Source organism: Bacillus sp. FSL W8-0519, assembly GCF_038005585.1.
GTDB classification, from domain to species: domain Bacteria; phylum Bacillota; class Bacilli; order Bacillales; family Bacillaceae_G; genus Bacillus_A; species Bacillus_A paranthracis.
Genome location: NZ_JBBOTL010000001.1, coordinates 668,695 through 683,616, shown reverse-complemented (window position 1 = coordinate 683,616; position 14,922 = coordinate 668,695). Strand labels below are relative to the sequence as shown.

The following is a 14,922-nucleotide window of genomic DNA, read 5'->3' as shown; positions in this document are numbered from 1 at the left end:
TTTAACTTCCTCCTACTTCTGTTTTACTCGTTTTGCAAATAACCACGTTAACGTAAATGGAATTACAATTGCGATAACCATTCCGACAATAAACATTGGAATCGATTTCGGAATGATAGAAATAAATGCTGGTAATCCACCAATTCCGATAGCAGGTGCTAATACACCATTTAATGTAATGAATATCGCCGCCACAGCCGATCCGATAATCGCTGCATAGAACGGGAATTTATTTCGTAAGTTTACACCAAACATAGCTGGCTCTGTAATACCGAAATATGCCGAGATTGCTGATGTCGATGCCATACTTTTATCATTTTGATTTTTAGAAATCCAGAACATCGCAAGTGCCGCACTACCTTGCGCAATGTTAGAAAGAGCAATCATCGGCCAAATGAATGTACCACCGTGTTGTGCAATTAATTGTAAATCGATAGCAATAAACATATGATGCATACCTGTAATTACAAGTGGTGCATACAATGCTCCAAATAATACTGCTCCAACTACTGGTACTGTTTCATATACACCTACTAATCCTACTGTTAATAAATCTCCAATATGACGTGTAACCGGACCAATAATCCCTAATGCTAATACACCTGTCACAACGATTGTTGTAATTGGTACAACTAATAATTGAATTGCATTTGGTACATGTTTCTTTAAAAAGATTTCTACTTTACTTAATACAAATGCTGCTACTAAAACAGGTAAAATTTGTCCTTGATATCCTACCTTCTCAATTTGGAACAGCCCTAAAATATTGAAGTACTCAATCTTTTGACCATCTAAACCAGTCGCTGCTTTTCCATAGTCCCAGGCATTTAATAAGGCCGGATGCACAAGCATTAATCCCATAACAATCCCTAGTATTGGACTACCACCAAAACGTTTTGTTGCTGACCACCCGACAAGTGCCGGTAAGAATACGAATGCTGTATTCGCCATCATATTAATTAAATCCCAAAGCCCGCCTAAGTTTGGATACACATCTAATAAATTTTTTCCATCAAAAAATAAGTCCTTTGCGCCTAATAGATTGTTAATACCCATTAATAAACCAGCTGTTACGATTGCTGGTAATATCGGCATAAATACATCTGAAAATACTTTTACAAACTTTTGAGCTGGATTTAACTTTTGGTTTCCAGAATCTTTTACATCAGCTACTGTCGCTTCCTTCATACCTGCAAGCGTTATCAATTCAGCATATACTCGATCAACATCTCCTGGACCAATTACAATTTGAAATACCCCAGCGTTATGAAACGCTCCCTTCACTAATGAAACAGACTGCAATTTATCGTTATCTATTTTACTTTCATCCTTTAAAGCGATACGGAGTCTCGTTACACAGTGCGCAGCTTGTTCAATATTGTCTTTCCCGCCAATATACTGCAACACTTCCTCTGCTGTTTTACGATAGTCTTTCCCCATATTCCCGTCCCTCTTTTCTTTTTTTGATACCGTTTACAATTACATATTAACTCGTATATATAAGTTAGTCAACACTCGTATATACGAGTTTGTCATTTTTTTATAAAAAAAGAGATGAAACATTACGTTCCATCTCCTTATTTTCTCCGCGCCACATCCGAAAAATGAAAAATATCTAAGCGGTGGCGGGATTCTGTATATTCGAACTGACTTCCATCATACAAATGCGTAAAGTTTTTCACGACAACAACATAATCTGTTCCATTTAAATCTAAATACTTTCTATCGTCCTCTGTACATGGTTGCACTTCAATTACTCTCTGTGAGTAACTAATATGAAGACCTAGTTCTTTCTCAATATATTTATAAATGGACCCCGCTGCAATCTCACTCGTTAATCCAGGAATATATTCCGATACAAAATGATTAATATCCAAAATTACTTTTTCTCCATCAATATTTCGTACGCGTTTAATATGATCTATGTCTGTTTTCTCTTTCACATTTAATAGCTTTGCAACCTCTTTTGTCGCTTTTACTTTCTCCATTTCCACGACTTCTGTAATACAATGGCGTCCTAAACGTTCATTTTCTTCTTGGAAACTTACAATACCACCAAAGTTGAATTCAATGTTTTTTCGCTTTAAAACAAAAACACCTTTTCCGTGTATTTTTTGAACATATCCACGTTCTTGTAATAAATCTACAGCTTTTCTTACAGTACCGCGGCTCGCTTCATATTGCTTCATTAATTCAGTTTCTGATGGGATTTTGCATCCCTCTTTTAATTGCCTATTATCAATAGAATTACTGATTTCTGTATAAATTTGTTCATACTTACTCATCATCTACAATAGCCCCTTGTCACCTTCTAGTTCTATATGTATTATACCATGCTACACTCTTCTGCCAATCTCTCACTTATTTTCCAGTATAGGAAAAATAAAGGTAAATATTTAATCTCTAAAACGTATTTTTATAAAAATTTTTATATTTTTCTTTTCATTCAAAAAAACATGTAGTATACTAACTTCAAAATCAGAGGAGAAAGGGAGCAAAGAACTATGCTTACTTATACAACAATTGTAGTTACATTTGCACAAAAACATCATCATCATACGTAACCCTTGAAACCTAGCGGAAAAATTACGCGTAGGTACAAGGGTTATTCCCGTTGTACCTACGCTTTGGCGAAGAGCCATGTAGGTATTTTTTATCTACATGGCTCTTTTTTTATTGCCAAAAAGCTAGTAAAAAATGATGTTTAAGCAAATATTACTACAAAGGAGTTAACAAAAATGGAAACGAAAAAATGGGGATTATGGGTTTTAACAGCTTTTGTTATCGGGAATATGGTTGGCGGTGGCGTATTTATGCTCCCAGCAAATTTAGCACAAGTATCAGGTCCAATGGGTTCTACACTTGCATGGAGTATTACAGGACTTGGCGTATTTATGATTGCACTCGTATTTGGAAATTTAGCAATCCGAAAACCAGAATTAAAAGCGGGACCACAAAGCTATGCTCAAGCGATGTTCCCTTCAAAAAAAGCGGGTAAAGTTGCAGGCTATAGTATGGCATGGGGATATTGGGCTGCGAACTGGGCTGCAACAGCATCTGTTATTATTTCCTTTGCTGGATATTTATCAACATTCTTTCCAGTTTTACAAAGTAAGCAAATTCTCTTTTCAACGAACGGATTTTCACTAGAACTTGGAAAAGGGTTAACGTTCCTCGTATGTAGCCTTATGTTATGGGGAATTCAATATATTCTTTCTCAAAATATTGATCGTGCTGGAAATATGAATCTTCTTGCTACTATTGCAAAAATTATCGGATTTACAATGTTTATTGTAATCACATTATTCATTTTCAATGCCTCTAATTTCGGAGACGGGCAAACATTTATGAATGAAGCAGGACAATCAATTTCGTTAGGTGGACAAATCAATTCAGCTGCTATTGCAACACTTTGGGCATTTATCGGTATTGAATCGGCTGTCATGCTTTCTAATCGTGCAAAATCTCAGCGCGATGTAAAAAAAGCGACTATTTTCGGATTAATTATCGCTCTTCTTATTTACATGTCAATTACTCTACTTACAATGGGCGCTCTCCCGCAAGATGCTTTAAAAGAGTCTCAAAAACCATTAGTAGACGCATTAAATTTAGCAATTGGCAATAAAGGCGCATATATAATGGCTTTACTTGCACTTGTATCTTTATTTGGATCTACAGTTGGCTGGATCGTTGTTAGTTCAGAGGTTCCTTATCAGGCAGCAAAAAATGGGCTTTTCCCTAAATTTTTCGCGAAAACAAATAAAAAAGGTAGTCCTTCAAAATCATTATTTATTACAAATGTGATGACGCAAATTTTCTTATTCTCAACGATTTCTGGTACCGTATCAGAAGCTTATAATTTCGCTATCGTTGTAGCAACATTAGCTTATTTAATTCCATACCTTGTTTCTACGCTGTACCAATTCAAATTAGTTATTACAGGAGAAACGTATGATATAATGCCTGGCTCTCGAATAAAGGACGGCATCATTACTACATTAGCATTCATATATTCTATTTGGGTTATCAAAACGGGAACTGCTGATTTAAAAACGTTCTTCTTAGGAATCGGATTGTTCGTATTAGGTCTTATTCTTTATCCTGTACTAATGAAAGACTCACAAAAAATGAATTAAAAAAGGAGAAGCTTCTGGCTTCTCTTTTTTATTAGAAGTCTATAATTAACTTTTCCTTTAACTCTGCTACAGATAAAGGTTTTGCATAATAAAATCCTTGTACATAATCACAGCCCATCGATTTTAATAAGCTTTCTTGCTCTACTGTCTCTACCCCTTCAGCAACTACTGCTAAATGTAAGCTATGGGCAATTTCAATAACAGATTTTACAATCGTTCGCTCTGGCTGTGCATGATCATAATGAAATTCACGAATAAAATTACGATCAATTTTTACTATATCCAGCGGTAGTTGTTTTAAATAATATAAGGAAGAATAACCCGTTCCGAAATCATCTAAAGCAATTAAAATACCCATATTTCTTAATTCTTGTAATGTAGCAATAATATAATCAAAATGACGAACAGCAATGCTTTCCGTTATTTCTAAAATTAAACGATTTGCAGGAAATCCAGTTCTCCTTAAAATGCTACGTACAGATAAAATAAAACGCTTTTGCATTAATTGTTGTATGGATAAATTCACAGATAACTTTAGTCCTTCTTCATACTCTGGCAATGTTTTAAACAAGCGACATGACTTTTCTAATACCCAGTCTCCTAATTTTATAATAAGTCCAGATTCTTCAGCTACTGGGATAAATTCGCTTGGTGAAATAGGTCCTTCTTCTGTCGAACAACGCGCTAAAGCTTCAATACCAGTATATTTCTTCGTTTTCAAATCAATAATAGGCTGCAGTGCCACATCTAACTCTTCATCACGAATTGCCTTTTGCAAAGCAAATTCAATTTTCATTCTACGATTTATTTTCGCACGTAACTCATCTGTAAAGAAACACGCTGCATTTCTTCCCTGTTCTTTCGCACTATACATAGCTAAATCTGAATTCTTCAATAGAGTTTCTACATCTTGTCCATCTTGCGGATATGAGCACAGTCCTAGACTAGCTGAAATGTATACTTCGTGACCTTCAAGTATAAATGGCGCCTGAAAGCATGACAACACAGATGTCGCTAGCTGCCTCATCTCATCTTGTGTATGATTTTTTGTTAACAACACAAATTCGTCGCCACCCAGCCTAGCCAGAACATCTTTCTCTCCTAGCACATAATGCAACCGTGAAGCAACTTCGCTTAAAAGTAAATCTCCTATCATATGACCTAGCGTATCGTTTACTAATTTAAAACGATCCAAATCAAAATAAATCATACCAAACTCTCTTTTATCTGCAATTAATTCGTTAACAGTCGTTATTAATTGTAAACGGTTCGGTAAACTCGTTAAAGCATCATGATACGCAAGCTCCCTATAACGACTTTCGCTTAACCGTAACCTCTGTTCTGCTTCTTTCCTACTACTAATATCATTTCGGATCGCAATAAATTGATATGGCTCTCCTTTTTCATTTAAAAATGGAACAATTGTTGTTTTAACCCAATAATATGTACCATCTTTTGCTTGATTTCGAATCTCCCCTCTCCATACTTTTCCACTCAAAATACGCTTCCATAGCATTTGAAAAAATGTTTTCGGATGATGTCCTGAATTTAAAATACGATGATCTTTCCCTATTAACTCTTCTCGTGTATATTTGGAGATTTCACAAAACTTATCATTTACATATGTAATAAGACCCTTTCGGTCTGTAATCGCAACAATTGAAGACTCATCTAATGCTAACTTTAAATCTCGCAATGAAGATTCATATAATGCATGACCTCTTTGTTCTAGCATGCGCATCTCTCCTTGCTTCCTATCTGACTAAAACACAACTTGTTTCTTTTCATAGAAATAGAGATATTTCATTTCCTAATAATCGTTCTTTACATACATCACGTTTTGAAATATGTCGATTAAAATAACATAATATTATTTGTAATAAAAAGCAATATAATACCGTTTCGATTATAAATAGTAGTTTTTGAATTATAATAACAAAATATTAACATATTTTCACCTTGATTTTGGAAGAATTTTATAAATAAATACTGTATTAAACAAAAAAGAGGATATCCTCTTTTTTTGTTTAATACGGATATGGTGTTGAATAAGTTACTGGGTACGGTGCTGGATATGGTGCTGGATATGGCGCTGGATAAGTTACTGGGTATGGTGCTGGATAGTAGCCTCCACCTGCTGCACCCGTTAATGCGCCAGCTGTAAGCCCACCTAACACACCTCCAGCAAAACTTCCAGGGAAAAATCCACCGCCCCATGAGCCGCCACCCCAGCCCCATCCACCTCCGTGATGGTGATGATGATCATGGTGATTGTGCCCACCATGGTGGTGATGTCCGCCGTTATGATGGTGCCCTCCATGATGATGATTACGATAATACAATCCGTTATTTTCTATATAATTCATATTTCCCCTCTCCTTTTCCATTTTCTCATCTTAATAGGTATTGTAAGAATAATATGGATCTTGTTGGTAACCTGTATAATAAGAATAATCCGAGTAATACGGATAACCATATCCGCCATAACCAAATCCAGGGCTGAGTAATGCACCGGCTACAAAACCTGGGAAGAAACCTCCACCAAAAAATGGTGAATGTCCAAAACCACCATGAAAACCTCCGTGACCGAAACCACCACCGTGACCAAATCCTCCAATTGGACGACCATACATTTTATTCACCTTCCTTTTCTCTTTAAAAACGTAACAATACACTGTATGTAGGACAAATGCGGAAAGTATGGGGAAATACCTACATTTTGTAAAAAACAGAAAACACTTTATAATAAAGTGAAACTTTAATCAGTGGGGGGCTTACTGCCCATTAAAGTGGGATAAAAATGTCACATTACATCCGCTATTTAGGAAGTCTATATTGAAGAAAGATTAGAGGAATTATATAGAAATGAAGAAACCTATTGTCCAATTACTATTAATATTTACAATTGTATCTATCGTTCTTTTCCTATTAAATACATCGTATATTTCGTTATATACATTTGTCGGCGTTCTCTGGTCCATCACAATTGTAGGAATTTCATTCGTTATTTTTATCGAAAATAGGTCTCCTCAAAGTACCTTAGCGTGGTTTTTAGTATTAGCACTTCTTCCCGTTGTAGGTGTACTTTTATACTCTATTTTCGGGCGTAGCCGTTGGAGAAGAAAAAAGCATCTCCACCGTTCAGAAGAACAAAGAAAATTATTCCGTGAAATATTAGAAGGAAAACGACTAGAGTTATCACTCAAAGTCCCATTAAGTGAACGCTCTACCCATTTAACAGAAGTTGTACAAAAATTTGGAGGCGGGCCTGCCGCAGATAGAACAACTACAAAACTTTTAACAAACGGAGATCAAACATTTTCAGCAATTTTGCAAGCGATCGAGCAAGCAAAACATCATATACATATTCAATACTATATTTATAAATCTGATGAGATTGGTACAAAAGTTCGGGATGCTTTAATAAACAAAGCAAAAGCTGGTGTTATTGTACGCTTCCTTTATGATGGATTAGGAAGTAATACGTTAAGAAGACGCTTTTTAAAACCTATGAAAGAAGCTGGGATTGAAATTGTTGAATTTGATCCTATTTTTTCAGCTTGGTTACTTGAAACCGTCAATTATCGTAACCACCGTAAAATCGTCATTGTAGATGGAGAAATCGGTTTTACTGGAGGACTTAACGTCGGTGATGAATATCTTGGCCGTTCAAAAAAGTTTCCCGTTTGGCGTGATAGTCATTTAAAAATCGAAGGAAAAGCGTTATATAAATTACAAGCAATTTTTCTAGAGGACTGGCTCTATGCATCTAGTGGTTTGAAAACCTATTCTTGGGATCAATTTATGAATAGACAATACTTCCCAGGTAAAGAAATTTCAAGTGCAGAAGGTGCCGTGCAAATTGTAGCAAGCGGGCCAAGCTCAGATGATAAGAGCATTCGCAATACATTATTAGCTGTTATGGGCTCGGCAAAAAAATCTATTTGGATTGCTACACCGTACTTTATTCCAGATCAAGAAACTTTAACATTATTACGTTTAAGTGCAATATCTGGCATAGATGTACGCATTTTATATCCTGGTAAAAGTGATAGTATTATTAGTGACCAAGCATCTCAGTCCTATTTCACTCCACTTTTAAAAGCTGGTGCCTCCATTTATAGTTATAAAGATGGCTTTATGCATGCAAAAATTGTACTTGTTGATGATAAAATTGCAACAATCGGAACAGCAAATATGGACGTACGCAGCTTTGAATTGAATTACGAAATTATTAGCGTACTGTATGAATCAGAAACTGTTCATGATATTAAACGTGATTTTGAAGATGACTTTAAGCATTCTACTGAAATTAAATGGAACGCTTTCCAAAAGAGAAGTATCAAAAAACGAATATTAGAGTCTTTTATGAGGCTCATTTCTCCTTTACTATAAGCAATCAATGTACTATTGATTGCTTTTTCTTTTATATTTGTCCCCTCTCCTTTTCTTTGCATACCATATTAAAACAAGTTATCATAAGATGTATTACTTTATGAAAATAATGTTAGGTGGGACATACATGTTAGAACAATTTCATATACATGCTGATTTAAAACAGCAACTTTCTACAATTCACGAAAAGAATAAACAAGAAGCTGGTGAAAATGCACATTTAATCGGTACAAAAATATATAAAGCATCTGATAATAGCATTATCGAAGATGCCATTACAGCACTTCTTCTTGGCAAAAATATTCTATTAAAAGGGCCGACTGGTAGTGGTAAAACCGTACTAGCTGAAACGCTTTCTTCTTTATTCCAAAAACCAATGCATAGCATTAACTGTTCTGTCGATTTAGATGTAGAAGGTATTTTAGGATACAACACACTACAAACGAAAGATGGCGCATCTGAAGTTACATTCGTTAACGGTCCTCTTATGAAAGCAATGAAGAACGGCCATTTCCTATATATTGATGAAATCAATATGGCAAAACCTGAAACGTTACCACTTCTTCACGGTGCATTAGATTACCGTAAAATGATTACAAATCCATTTACACAAGAAGTTGTATACGGTGATGATGAGTATCGTGTAATCGCAGCAATTAATGAAGGCTACGTTGGAACAAGTGAACTAAACGAAGCGTTAAAAAACCGTTTCGTTATTATTGAAGTTCCCTACATCCAAGGTGATACATTAAAAGAACTATTATTAGCAGAATCAAAACTAAAAGACACTGCAACAATTGAAAAGTTCGTTGCATTTGCAAGCGATCTTATGCCTTTAGCTCGTGATGGCCGCGTAAGTGAAGAAGCAGCAAGTATTCGTGGCATTATCGATGCATGTGATTTAGGTGTATATATTCCCGTTATGCGTGCAATTGAACGTAGTATTATCGCAAAATTAAACGATGAAACAGAACAAATGACTGTCCGTGAATTAGCAGAAAGTTATTTCTTTGAGGGATAATTTATGAGACAAATTTTTAGTGACAAAAAAATTGATGCGTCGCTGTTTCTACAAATGGAAAACTTAATGTATGCCCTTCTCAAAGAAGATGATGCCTACCTTGAGTATGGCTATAAAGCATACTACGACGAAATTGAAAAAAAGGTTGTCATTAGTCACTTTTGGGATGATCGAAAAGAAGAGGATACAGTAATCGGATTAAAAAGCGAAGTGTTTTTAAAAGCACTTGGTAATAAACATTACTCGGACATGACTTTAATTCGTTCTTATGCAATTGAATTGCAAGAATCACCCTTAAAAAAGTTTTTAACACAATTATTTGTTCTATTAGAAGATTTACGTGTTGAGGAAATCGTAAAAAACTTACGCCCTGGCACAAAGCATGTTTTTAAAAGAAGAAAAGAAATGTATCGCAATTACTTTAGCTCACAAAATGAAATCAATCGTGTTCGTAACTATCACGGTGATCGTCTATTTTGTCTATGCTATCTTTCATTAACGAGCGATAAATATGAAATGTTTAATAATGAATATTTCGAGCAAATTGAAGCTATTTTGCATGAAACATTCCAAGCTCGTAATACGGAAGATATTATGTATATCGTTGAGAAAATTCGCTATCGCTTAGAGGAGCTTCTTGAAAGTGATATGCTGAACAACTATTTCGGGCATGCACCGCTTTATTTATCTGTCATTGCAGATGAAAAAAACTGTCGCGTCGAAGATTTAGCAAACGATGATACGCAGCTCATAGATGACGATGAAAATAAAAACAAAATGGATGAAAGCTTCTCAACATGGCACCGTGAAAATAAAAACAATGAAAACGAGAACTTTTTACGCTTTGAATTAGAAAGCGGAACAAAAACAAATATGATGGGTGACACTGCTCGCGAATCAGAAGATGGCGACCAAGCACTTGGCTCTGTACAAGGTACTTCTCAAAAAAGTACACAATCTAACTTTGATGGTGCTGACACAAAAGAAGCAAGAGCTTCTCACGCTTCTAGTCAAAATGATGGTGCATATGGTAAATATAACACTGGCGCTTCTCATACATTTAAAGAAGCACGTAAACCAAATCCTGATGAGAAAAAGGATTACCAAGCTATCAAATCAGTCGTTAATAAAGATGTAAAAGAATTAAAGAAAATTATCGAAAAAACGATTGAAAATAAAACGAATGCAAATAGTGATAAATATTACGGAAGACTTCGTAAGAAATTCCTTCGTATTTATACTGAAAAGCAGCCTCGCATGTTTTATAAAAAAGGGCAAGAATCACAAGAGCTCGACGTTGCATTCCAACTATTAGTAGACTGCTCTGGTTCTATGTATAACAAAATGGAAGAAACGAAAAAGAGTGTGGTCCTATTCCATGAAGCGTTAAAATCTTTAAAAATCCCGCACGCTATTAGCGGATTTTGGGAAGATGCTTCTAGTGCTAAACCTGAAGATAAGCCGAACGTTATCCATGAAGTTGTAACGTATAAAAACTCAACGTTACCAAACGTTGGTCCAGAAATTATGCAGCTTCGCGAAGAAGAAGATAACCGCGATGGATATATCATTCGTATCGTTTCTGAAAAGCTTGCAAAAAGACCAGAAAAACATAAATTCTTACTTGTCTTCACAGACGGTGAACCTTCTGCGCTAGACTACCAACAAGACGGTATTTTAGATACGCATGAAGCTGTCAAACTTGCTCGTAAAAGTGGTATGGAAGTAATCGGAATTTTCATCGAAGAAGGCGAAGCGAAAGAAGCAACTTATCAATTAATGAAGAACATTTATAACCATCACTTCTTAGTTGCAAATCACGCTGAAGATTTACGTCTGAAGATTAAACCACTATTGAAAAAGTTATTACTGAAGACGATTGAATAGAAAAACAGGAGCTTTGCGCTCCTGTTTTTTCTATTCAATCACTTTGTTTCTGGTTGAAACTTATATGGAATGGCTACTTCTAATAATGAATCGAATCCTCCATCGTAGAATGGGAATCGTTCATTTGCAATTGCTCTGTCCACCCACTCCATTGCGGAAATTTCTCCTTCATCTGCTGCAACAAGTTCACCTTTTACTACATGCGCTCGAAATGTAAATAATAGCGCATGATTCCCTGGCTCTTCAAAGAATTTTTCATTAATCGCAACAAGTCCACCTGCCACAGCAGTTAAACCTGTCTCTTCTTTTACTTCCCTTACTAAAGCTTCCTCTAACGTTTCACCCTTTTCAACAGCCCCACCCGGCAATGACCAAACATTTTGTTCTACATTATGTACCATTAATATTTTATCTGTTTCTTCGTCATGTATTAGTGCGTATACGACATCAACCCTTTGCATGTTCCTTTTCTCCTTCAATTAACTCATCCATTGTAAATAAAGAATGTAGCTGTAAGCCATCTTCTAATAAGTTTTCTCTTCCCTCTTTTGTTCGTTCAATTACGCCTAAAACATGATGTACCTTCGCACCTAGTTCTCTTAAATCTTTCGTGCTTAATAATATTTGACCACCTGTCGTAATAACATCTTCAACAACACAAACATTTTTCTCAGTAATATTAACGCCTTCTGCTAACTTACATGTACCGTACTTCTTCGCTTCTTTTCTTACAAATACAACTGGTATACCCGTTTGTAAAGATAATGCTGTTGCTACTGGGATTCCTCCCATCTCTAAACCTGCCAGCACTTCTGTCTCAGGAGGAATGAGCTCTTTCAATTGCTTAGCAATTTCTACTAACAATGCTGGATTAGATTCAAATAAGTACTTATCAAAGTATTGATTTGATACTTGTCCTGATCGAAGTTTAAATGTTCCCGTTAAACGTGACGTATTGTAAATTTCCTTTGCTAACTCCCATTTCTCCATTCCCTGTCTCCCCTTTACACACAAATTAACTCATTCTATCACACTTGTAATTATTTGTATATTCCTAAAATACAAATAAAAAGAGTCGATTCCTAAGAATCGACCCTTCCTATTAATTCATCACTAACTCAGCTGTGAGCTTTTTTTTTAACTTAGCCAACATGTCCGTTGTCATTTTGTCTAAATCGTATTCTGCTTTAAAGCCCCACTCTTTCATTGCTGCTGTTGCATCAATAGAGTTTGGCCAACTATCAGCGATTGTTTGACGAGCTGGATCTACAGCGTAGTCCATTCTAAACGTCGGAATGTGTTTACGAATTGATGCTGCGATTTGCTCTGGCTCAAAGCTCATTGCTGTAATATTAAATGCATTTCTATGCACTAACTTACTTGGATCAGCTTCCATTAATGAAATGATCGCTTGTAAAGCATCTGGCATGTACATCATATCCATGTATGTTCCTTCTGCAATGTATGAGGTGTATGTGCCTTTTTTAATCGCCTCATAATAAATTTCAACTGCATAGTCAGTTGTTCCGCCTCCTGGAGGAGCTACGTAAGAAATTAAACCTGGGAAACGTACACCGCGCGTATCAACGCCAAATTTTTGATGATAATAATCACATAATAATTCCCCAGCTACTTTGTTTACCCCATACATCGTAGTAGGACGTTGAATTGTATCTTGTGGTGTATTATCTTTCGGTGTTGATGGACCGAATGCACCGATAGAACTTGGCGTGAAAAACTTACAGTTTAATTCACGAGCTGCTTCTAATGCATTTACAAGTCCGCCCATATTTAAATTCCATGCAAATAACGGATTTTTTTCTGCTGTTGCTGAAAGTAAAGCTGCTAAATGAATAATTGTATCTACTTCATTGCGCTTTGCGATATCATGTAGTTTTTGTCCATCTGTTACATCTAACGTTTCAAATGGACCAGACGTTACTACTTCACTATCTGTTTCACGAATATCTGTTGCAATAACATTTGATGCGCCGTATACATCACGAAGTTTCATTACTAGTTCAGAACCAATTTGCCCTAAAGAACCGGTTACTAGAATTTTTTTCATTTTCCCCACTCCTCATTTGCAAGCTATTCAAAAGATGTCGTTACTTAAATGATGCCCATTTCTTTCCCTACTTTTTCATACTTACGAATTGCTTCATCTAACATTTCTTTCGTATGAGCTGCTGTTGGCATATTACGAACACGTCCTGTTCCTTTAGCTACAGTTGGGAACACGATAGATTTTGCATATACGCCTTCTTCATTTAGACGTTTACTAAATTCTTGTGTTAATACTTCGTCACCAATAATACAAGGTGTAATTGGCGTTTCACTTTCTCCGATGTTAAAGCCAAGTTCTTTTAACCCTTGTTTTAAATAGCGACCATTTTCCCATAAACGATCGTGCAACTCTGTGCTTTCCATTAAGATTTCAATTGATCTCATGCAAGCTGCAGCATCAGCTGGTGTTAATGCTGTAGAGAATAAGAATGGACGTGAACGAACTTTTAACCAGTCAATTAAGTTTTGTTTCCCTGCTACATATCCACCAATTACCCCAATTGCTTTTGATAATGTACCAATTTGGAAATCAACTTTATCAGACAGACCAAAGTGCTTTACAGTTCCTGCCCCTTTACCAAGTACACCTGAACCGTGTGCATCATCTACGTATGTCATTAAATCTAATTCTTCCGCAATCTCAACAATTTCTGGTAGTTTTGCAACATCTCCATCCATTGAAAAGACACCGTCTGTAATTACCATTAATTTATTGTAAAGTCCTGATTCTTTCGCTGCGATTGCTTTTTGGCGTAAATCTTCCATATCAGAATGTTTATAAACAATAATTTTTGCTTTTGATAGACGACTACCATCAATAATAGAAGCATGGTTTAACTCGTCTGAAAGAATCGCATCATTTTTATCCATAACAGCTGAAATCGCTGCCATATTACAATTAAATCCTGATTGATAAGCAATTGCTGCTTCTGTATGTTTAAACTTTGCAATTGTTTCTTCTAATTTAATATGCAAATCTAAAGTACCGTTAATTGTACGAACCGCTCCTGCTCCAACGCCGTACTTATGAATTGCACCAATTGCAGCTTCTTGCAAACGGCTATCTGTTGCTAATCCAAGATAGTTGTTTGAAGATAAGTTAATATATTCTTTTCCGCCAATTGTAATGATCGGTCCATTTGAACTTTCGAGCGGATCAATTACGTTATAAAGCCCCTTTGATTTTAAATCCTCTAAATTTTCTTCTAAAAATTTCGCAAGTGTTTTACTAGACATCGTGAAGCCTCCCATCGTTCATGTAAGCGAATTATTGTCTTAATAGTTCTAATAATCCCTCTACTAGCTTAACACGTTTTCAGAATTTATTATAGAAAAATAGTTTAAAGTAACCGCTTACAATTCTAGATTATATATGATTCATTACAAGAAATCTATCATTTACTTTTCATATTTGGT

Annotated in this window: 13 protein-coding genes; 4 read left to right on the top strand and 9 right to left on the bottom strand. The window is 35.7% G+C overall.

What is annotated here, in order from left to right; genetic code table 11:
• Window positions 1-12: 12 nt before the first annotated feature.
• Both treP and treR read right to left on the bottom strand, forming a co-directional pair.
• Complete coding sequence (treP, locus tag NST14_RS03570) at window positions 13-1,440, bottom strand: PTS system trehalose-specific EIIBC component (RefSeq protein WP_000513946.1); 1,428 nt, start codon at window positions 1,438-1,440, stop codon at window positions 13-15.
• Between the two features lie 137 nt (window positions 1,441-1,577).
• Entirely contained in the window at window positions 1,578-2,288 is a 711-nt protein-coding gene (gene treR, locus NST14_RS03565; protein ID WP_000987250.1) for a trehalose operon repressor, read from the bottom strand.
• 450 nt (window positions 2,289-2,738) lie between these two features.
• On the opposite strand from treR, the gene NST14_RS03560 reads away from it, so the two are divergent.
• Window positions 2,739-4,136: an amino acid permease gene (locus tag NST14_RS03560; RefSeq protein ID WP_000448454.1), complete on the top strand. Its 1,398-nt coding sequence runs from the start codon at window positions 2,739-2,741 to the stop codon at window positions 4,134-4,136.
• A 31-nt stretch (window positions 4,137-4,167) separates the two neighbouring features.
• Here the strand turns inward: NST14_RS03560 and NST14_RS03555 are convergent, their stop codons facing one another.
• The 3 genes from NST14_RS03555 to NST14_RS03545 all read right to left on the bottom strand — a co-directional run bounded on the left by NST14_RS03555 (window position 4,168) and on the right by NST14_RS03545 (window position 6,769).
• The gene (locus NST14_RS03555; RefSeq protein ID WP_000893367.1) at window positions 4,168-5,871 is read right to left on the bottom strand and encodes a putative bifunctional diguanylate cyclase/phosphodiesterase; all 1,704 of its coding nucleotides are present in this window, start codon (window positions 5,869-5,871) and stop codon (window positions 4,168-4,170) included.
• A gap of 292 nt (window positions 5,872-6,163) precedes the next feature.
• The gene (locus tag NST14_RS03550) at window positions 6,164-6,502 is read right to left on the bottom strand and encodes a cobalt transporter (protein ID WP_101218390.1); all 339 of its coding nucleotides are present in this window, start codon (window positions 6,500-6,502) and stop codon (window positions 6,164-6,166) included.
• A gap of 30 nt (window positions 6,503-6,532) precedes the next feature.
• Window positions 6,533-6,769 (bottom strand): hypothetical protein, encoded by a 237-nt coding sequence (locus NST14_RS03545; protein ID WP_000274352.1) that lies wholly within the window; start codon window positions 6,767-6,769, stop codon window positions 6,533-6,535.
• A gap of 232 nt (window positions 6,770-7,001) precedes the next feature.
• On the opposite strand from NST14_RS03545, the gene NST14_RS03540 reads away from it, so the two are divergent.
• The 3 genes from NST14_RS03540 to NST14_RS03530 all read left to right on the top strand — a co-directional run bounded on the left by NST14_RS03540 (window position 7,002) and on the right by NST14_RS03530 (window position 11,439).
• A complete protein-coding gene (locus NST14_RS03540) occupies window positions 7,002-8,531 on the top strand; it encodes a cardiolipin synthase (RefSeq protein ID WP_000743044.1) in 1,530 nt (509 codons plus the stop codon).
• A gap of 127 nt (window positions 8,532-8,658) precedes the next feature.
• On the top strand, window positions 8,659-9,552 hold the full coding sequence (locus NST14_RS03535; RefSeq protein WP_000892977.1) for an ATP-binding protein: 894 nt from the start codon (window positions 8,659-8,661) through the stop codon (window positions 9,550-9,552).
• Window positions 9,553-9,555: 3 nt separating this feature from the next.
• Window positions 9,556-11,439, top strand: a complete 1,884-nt coding sequence (locus NST14_RS03530) for a vWA domain-containing protein (protein ID WP_001248871.1) — start codon at window positions 9,556-9,558, stop codon at window positions 11,437-11,439.
• A gap of 38 nt (window positions 11,440-11,477) precedes the next feature.
• On the opposite strand, the gene NST14_RS03525 is transcribed toward NST14_RS03530, so the two are convergent.
• The 4 genes from NST14_RS03525 to NST14_RS03510 form a co-directional block, all read right to left on the bottom strand.
• A complete protein-coding gene (locus NST14_RS03525) occupies window positions 11,478-11,900 on the bottom strand; it encodes an NUDIX hydrolase (RefSeq protein ID WP_001189954.1) in 423 nt (140 codons plus the stop codon).
• A complete protein-coding gene (pyrE, locus tag NST14_RS03520; protein WP_000417029.1) occupies window positions 11,887-12,429 on the bottom strand; it encodes an orotate phosphoribosyltransferase in 543 nt (180 codons plus the stop codon). Before pyrE ends, NST14_RS03525 begins: the two co-directional genes overlap by 14 nt.
• A 112-nt stretch (window positions 12,430-12,541) precedes the next feature.
• Complete coding sequence (locus NST14_RS03515) at window positions 12,542-13,507, bottom strand: L-threonine 3-dehydrogenase (protein ID WP_229143113.1); 966 nt, start codon at window positions 13,505-13,507, stop codon at window positions 12,542-12,544.
• Window positions 13,508-13,551: 44 nt separating this feature from the next.
• Entirely contained in the window at window positions 13,552-14,742 is a 1,191-nt protein-coding gene (locus NST14_RS03510; RefSeq protein ID WP_000095906.1) for a glycine C-acetyltransferase, read from the bottom strand.
• Between the last annotated feature and the right edge of the window lie 180 nt (window positions 14,743-14,922).